Genomic DNA, 5,926 nt, shown 5'->3' with positions numbered 1-5,926 from the left:
AGCCGCGCGCAGCCGCACGCAGCCGCACCCAGCCCCGCCGCACCCAGCTGCGCCGCGCCCAACCCAACCGAACCCAACCCAGCCCCGCCGCACCCAGCTCCTCGCCGACCGGGAAGGCCGACGGCATCCGCTACCTGAGGCGGCTGAAGGACTCCACCTTGCGCACGTCCCCGGCGATCAGAATGACGTCGTCGGCCTCCAACGTCGTGTCAAGGGTCGTGTAGCTCCAGCCTTTGCCGGGGCGGTTGAATGCCGTGACGGTGATCCCGTGGATGGTGCGCACGCTCGATTTTCCGAGCGGCACGCCGATGATCTCCTGCGGCGGGTTCGTCTTCACGAGGGCGAAGTTCTCGTCGATCTCGATGTAGTCCTGCATCACCCCGCGCACGAGGTGGGCCACCCTTTTGCCCATGTCCTTCTCGGGGTAGATGACGTGCTTGACGCCGATCTGGCGCAGGATCTCACCGTGTGGGTCGCTGACCGCCTTGGCCCAGATATTCGGGATGCCCAGCTTGAGCAACAGGCTCGCGGTGAGGATGTTCGCCTGGATATCGCCGCCGATCGCGACGACCGCGCTGCTGAAGTCCGGCACCGAGAGTTGGCGGAGCGTCTCCTCTTTGGTCGAGTCGGCGCGCACGACGTGGGTGAGCAGGCCGTTGTGCGCCTGCACGATCTCCTCGTCTCCGTCGATGCCGAGCACCTCGCTGCCGCTGGCCATCAGCTCGAGTGCAAGGGCGCTGCCGAACCGACCCAGGCCGATCACGACGATCGCATCCTCTTCGGCCATACGCGCAGGCTGCTGGTGCCCGAACAGGGAAAATTTAGCCAATGATGGGCCTCTCTTTCGGTAATTCATACCCGGTGGGGCGGTCCCGCAGGGCGAGCGCCGAGGCGAAGGCGATGGGACCCAGACGACCGATGAACATGAGCAGCATCAGGATGATATGACCGGCCGGGGGCAGACCCGCGGTGATCCCGGTGGAGAGCCCCACCGTGCCGAACGCGGAGATCGCTTCGAACAGAAGGGCATCGAGGCCGATATCGGTGATCAGCATCAGGGCGACCGTGGAGACCGTGATCACCGCAACCGCCAGGAGCACGATGGTGATCGCCTGACGGTGCACGGCCCGGGAGAGGCGCTTGCCGAAGACGTTCACGGCCACCTCGCCACGGATTTCGGTCAACAGGATGAAGAACAGCACAGCGAAGGTGGTGATCTTGATGCCGCCGGCGGTGCCGGCCGGGCCTCCGCCGATCAGCATGAGCACGTCCATGCCGAGCAGGCTCGCGGAATCCATCGCCCCGATGTCGAGGCTGTTGAACCCGGCCGTGCGCGTCTGCACCGATTGGAAGAATCCCACCAGGAGTTTGCTCGGCCAGTCCAGCGGTCCGAGCGTGCCCGGGTTGTTCCACTCCACGCCGGTGATGTAGACGGTGCCCGCGACCAGAAGTGTGATCGTTCCGGCCAGCACGATGCGGGTGTTCATCGACCACTTCAGCGGGTTCCGGAGGTGCTTGCGCAGCTGCATGATCACCGGGAAGCCCAGGCCGCCGAGGATCACGGCGGCGGCGATGGGCAGGCAGATGAACGGGTCCGTCGCATAGGAGATGAGGTTGTCGCTGAACAGGGCGAAGCCCGCGTTGTTGAACGAGGACACGGAGTGGAACACGCCGAGCCAGATGGCCCGGCCCGGCGCTTCGCCGTACCCGATCCAAAACCGCAGGCTCAGCAGCACCGCCACGATGAACTCCACGATCAGGGAGATGCGCACGACGCCGAGAACCAGCCCGCGGACATCCTCGAGCCCGAAGCTCTTGACCTCGGCGGCCGCCGTCATGCGGGACCGAAGGGACATCTTGCGGATCACGGCGAGCCCGATGACCGAGGCGAACGTCATGATCCCGAAGCCGCCGACCTGGATCAGGGCCAGGATGATGACCTGGCCGAACGGCGTCCAGAACGTCGCGGTATCGACGACGGTCAGCCCGGTCACGCAAACGGCCGACGTGGCCGTGAAAGCCGCGATCAGGAACGGGGTGCCGCCGGGGCCGGGCGTCGCGATCGGGATCATCAGCAGCACCGTGCCGATCAGGATGGCGGCGGCGAATCCGGCGACCACGACTTGCGCCGGATGCAGCCGGGCGCGCGGCACGCGCGGACCGCTTCTTCGGAGAGACAAGGATGGCACCCGCTCACTATACGGTTCACGGGCATCCGTCGTCTGTTCCGGTTTCGACACGGCACCCCCCCCTATCGGTGACTGCCGCACTCACGCAAAATCCGAGATAATCTGTGTACACCGGCGAGGGGGAACCAAGGGTGAGATTCAACGGGGGTGTGCGTATGCACACGCACGCATTGCGGCCTCACGGCCGGTTGCTGATGCAGTCGGGGCTTTCCGTCCTGGCCCTTGTCGCACCCATCTCCGCCGTGCTCTTCTGGCTCAGCATCCCCAACGGCACCTGGCGTCCGGTTGCCATCGCCCAGGTTGTGCTCCTGAGCATCTGCGGCCTTGCCTATCTCGCCTACACTCGCACCATCATCCGTGTCGATGCCGAGGGCATCTCGGAGCGCGGCTTCATGGGCCTGGTCAAGGACTTCTCCGCGGACGAGATCGGCAGCGTCGTGCTGCTCGACCTCTACCGGAGCGGGGCGCTCGACACGCAGCCGCAGCTCTTCGTCACCGGCACCGACGGCCGACTGCTGGTGCGCATGCGCGGGCAGTACTACTCGCGCGGCGCCATGGACACGGTGGTCGATCAGCTCGGCGTACCCATGGTGCGGGTGCCCGAACCGATGACCCTGCAGGACCTGAACCGGGTGCGCCCCGAACTGCTCTACTGGTTCGAGCGACGCTTCACCCGGCGCAGGGAGTAGCGCGGCATCCGCTCTTCGCGCTCCGCAAATCACGGCTCAGCGAGTGCGCCGTTTCCGGGTCGCGCGCACGATTGCGTCGATGGAGTCCAGGGCGGAGAACAGCAGCACGACGACCACCACGATGGCCGTGACGACCCCGACGCCCTGCGGCCAGCCGACGGCATCGAAATAGTCCGGGTTGAGCAGCCGGCCGCTCGCCGTGAGCCAGACCGCTGGAACGACGAAGAGAACGTCCAGCACGATGGTCGCCATCGCATTCGACACCGACCATCCCGTGTAATACGCGAACAGGTGAAAACTGATGCTGACAGCGGCATAGAAAAGCGCGATATAGAACGCCCCGGATGTCCACAATTCCGTCGCAATCGGACCGATGAGTGCGCTGTCCCGCCCCTCGACCGCACCCACCGTCTGCAGCCAGATCAGCGCGCTGGCGATGATCACGAGAAAGCTGATTCCGCCGACGAGCTCCGTGAAATAGCCGCGCTTGTCCAGGACCTCGGGCAGGGATGCCGGATCCCAGACCACTGTGCGCCTTGACCGCATCGCCGATGTGCGCTCGATGATCGCGAAGATCACCGTCGTGAAGAACGCGATCGACATGGCCGTCTCGATTGCGCCGGTGACGGCGACGCCCACCGTTTCACCAGCCGACGAGCCGGCGACAAAAGTGACGATGCCGCTGAACAGAAACCAGATCGGCACCACGGTCGAGAGCAGCACCGTGAGCACGCGCACGTAGTCGAAGTAGAGATCCGGTCCCACGAGGTAGGTGGGCTTCTCCGAGTACCGGGCGGCCAGCCGGCGCGGTGCGCCCAGCTCGGCGAGCACGGTGTGTTCGGCGGCCACGGCATCCGTTCCCGCCTCCAGGCGATCCTCGATTGCGTCGGCGATCAGGGTGCGCAGTTCGGCTTCAATGTCAGCACGCTGCCGCGCGGGCAGGCCGCGCAGCGCTTCGGTGACGAAGCGGTCGGTGAGGGTGGACGGGGTGAACGGGGTGGTCATGATGTCTCCGTGAGGGATCGGAATGCCATGTTCAATTCGTTCCAGTCGGTGGTGAGGGTGGCGGCGAGACCCACCCCCTCCTCACTCGTGACGTAGAACTTGCGCGGTCGGGACTCGTCGGTGTTCCACTCGCTCGCGAGGAGACCCTGCTTCTCCAGGCGCCGCAGCAGAGGGTACAGAGTGTTGGCATCCACCGCGAACCCCTGGGATTCGAGGGCAGTAAGCAGGGCGTAGCCGTAGTTGGGCTGCGTGAGCAGCACCAGGCAGGCGAGCACGATGGTGCCGCGCCGCAACTCCTGCCGGTGGGTGGCGAGTTCTTCTTCGTTGAGCACTTGTACACATTAGTGTGCGTCACACACCCGCAAGGGCCCGGTCGTGCGCCGCCCGCTCCCTGGAGCGGGTCCAGGATGCCGCGAGGACGACAATGGCCAGCAGCAGCGTGATCTCGATCGCGGAGAAGAACAGGTAGACCGGCGTGGGCGGTGTGCCGAGGAACAGCGTGGAGACCTGAACCGCGGCCATAACAGATGCGGCGCCCACATTGGTCCAGCGGTTCAGTCCGTGGCGCACCACGCGAGCGAGAAGAACCATCGCGATGGGGATCTGCATCAGCACCCCGGCCGCGACCAGCTTGCCGGGTGTGAAGGGCCCGCCACCGAGGGTGCCGGTCTCAAGGTCGACGAGGTGTGCCGGGTCGTTGAGCCCGAGCACGTCGCAGTAGAGGTAGTTGAACAGCAGAACGATCCAGAGCGTGGAGAGCAGCACGGGCCGCGGGAGTGGAGTGAGCAGCATCATGGGATCGGATCCTCTCCGAGGGTTGGTGTGTGTGGATTTGGTGTTGTCGGGTTTCGGTTTTGCAGGTCGCACTGTACTGTGTAGCACACACTATAGTGTTACACCAGAAAGGGTGCCATGAAAGCGATCATCCAGCGGGCCTACGGCGGGCCCGAGACCCTCGAGTACACCGATGTCCCCATGCCGGTGCCCCGTGCCGACGAAGTGCTGATCCGCGTCCACGCGGCATCCGTGAATGCGGCCGACTGGCTGCTGATGCACGGCGAGCCCTATCTCGTGCGGCTCGCGTTCGGTTTGCGGGCACCCCGCATCGCGGTCCGGGGACGGGATGCCGCGGGAGTGGTCGTGGCCGTCGGCAGCGCCGTGCGACGCGTCGCCGTGAATGATGAGGTCTACGCGGAGGTCAATGCGGGCAGCTTCGCGGAATTCACGGTGGCGACCGAGAAGGTGGTTGCCCACAAGCCTGCCACGCTCACCTTCGAGCAGGCGGCGACGGTGCCAATCGCCGCGACCACGGCGCTGCAGGGACTCCGAGATGCCGCGAACCTGCAGCCGCGCGATCGGATTCTGGTCAACGGCGCATCCGGCGGGGTCGGATCGTTCGCCGTGCAGCTTGCGAAAGCCTTCGGGGCTGAGGTGACGGCCGTCTGCAGCACTCGGAACACCGAGCTTGCCCGCGGCCTGGGCGCCGACCACGTGATCGACTACACCTCCGAGGATTTCACGGCCAAGGGTCGGCAGTACGAGGTGATTTTCGATCTCATCGGCAATCGCTCCCTGTCCGACTGCCGCCGCGCGCTCACCCCACGCGGAACGCTGGTGCTGTCCTCCGCTGCCGGCGGTCGTCTGCTCGGCCCGATCGGGCGCATCCTCGCCGCATCGGCCCTGGGAATCTTTTCGCGCCAGAGCCTCCGCCCGCTTGTGGCGTCGGCCAGCGCCGCCGATCTCGATGTGATTCGCGAGCTGATCGACTCGGACAAGGTCGCCCCCCGGATCGAGACGACCTACCCGCTGAGCCGGACCGCCGACGCCCTGCACCACTTCGGCGAGGAACACACCCGAGGCAAGATCGCCATCTCGATCTGGGACGGAGTGACGGCTGGCCCGGAGTGACGGCTGGCCCGGAGTGCGTCGCCTCGTCTGGCACGGGGGCTGCGCTCCCGAACCAATTCGACGGAGATTTTGGCTCCCCTGCTCTATCCGTGGGTGTTTCGGAGCGCCTTAACGGCCGCACGCCGCTTCCTGTCT

7 protein-coding genes are annotated in these 5,926 nt (G+C 65.8%); 2 read left to right on the top strand and 5 right to left on the bottom strand.

The genetic code is table 11. The annotated features are described in order from the left end of the window. Positions 1–130: 130 nt before the first annotated feature. Positions 131–787, bottom strand: coding sequence for a TrkA family potassium uptake protein (locus CXY82_RS00370; RefSeq protein WP_104099219.1), 657 nt, complete (start codon positions 785–787; stop codon positions 131–133). Between the two features lie 34 nt (positions 788–821). Next, positions 822–2,189: a TrkH family potassium uptake protein gene (locus CXY82_RS00365; protein WP_233193899.1), complete on the bottom strand. Its 1,368-nt coding sequence runs from the start codon at positions 2,187–2,189 to the stop codon at positions 822–824. Positions 2,190–2,344: 155 nt separating this feature from the next. On the opposite strand from CXY82_RS00365, the gene CXY82_RS00360 reads away from it, so the two are divergent. After that, entirely contained in the window at positions 2,345–2,878 is a 534-nt protein-coding gene (locus tag CXY82_RS00360; RefSeq protein ID WP_104169189.1) for a hypothetical protein, read from the top strand. Between the two features lie 36 nt (positions 2,879–2,914). On the opposite strand, the gene CXY82_RS00355 is transcribed toward CXY82_RS00360, so the two are convergent. From CXY82_RS00355 to CXY82_RS00345, 3 genes are read right to left on the bottom strand one after another with little or no spacing between them, the layout of a single operon-like run. Next, entirely contained in the window at positions 2,915–3,883 is a 969-nt protein-coding gene (locus CXY82_RS00355) for a permease prefix domain 1-containing protein (RefSeq protein WP_104169188.1), read from the bottom strand. Continuing rightward, complete coding sequence (locus tag CXY82_RS00350) at positions 3,880–4,215, bottom strand: PadR family transcriptional regulator (RefSeq protein ID WP_104169187.1); 336 nt, start codon at positions 4,213–4,215, stop codon at positions 3,880–3,882. The genes CXY82_RS00355 and CXY82_RS00350 overlap by 4 nt, the downstream gene beginning before the upstream one ends. Positions 4,216–4,234: 19 nt before the next feature. Next, positions 4,235–4,678 (bottom strand): DUF6326 family protein, encoded by a 444-nt coding sequence (locus CXY82_RS00345; protein WP_199180828.1) that lies wholly within the window; start codon positions 4,676–4,678, stop codon positions 4,235–4,237. A 117-nt stretch (positions 4,679–4,795) separates the two neighbouring features. On the opposite strand from CXY82_RS00345, the gene CXY82_RS00340 reads away from it, so the two are divergent. Next, positions 4,796–5,791, top strand: coding sequence for an NAD(P)-dependent alcohol dehydrogenase (locus CXY82_RS00340; RefSeq protein WP_104169186.1), 996 nt, complete (start codon positions 4,796–4,798; stop codon positions 5,789–5,791). Positions 5,792–5,926 lie beyond the last annotated feature (135 nt).

The sequence above is a fragment of the Cryobacterium sp. M23 genome (genome assembly GCF_002929655.1).
Taxonomy (GTDB): domain Bacteria; phylum Actinomycetota; class Actinomycetes; order Actinomycetales; family Microbacteriaceae; genus Cryobacterium; species Cryobacterium sandaracinum.
Note: the sequence above shows the minus strand (reverse complement) of the source record. Positions and strands in the feature narration are given on the sequence as shown.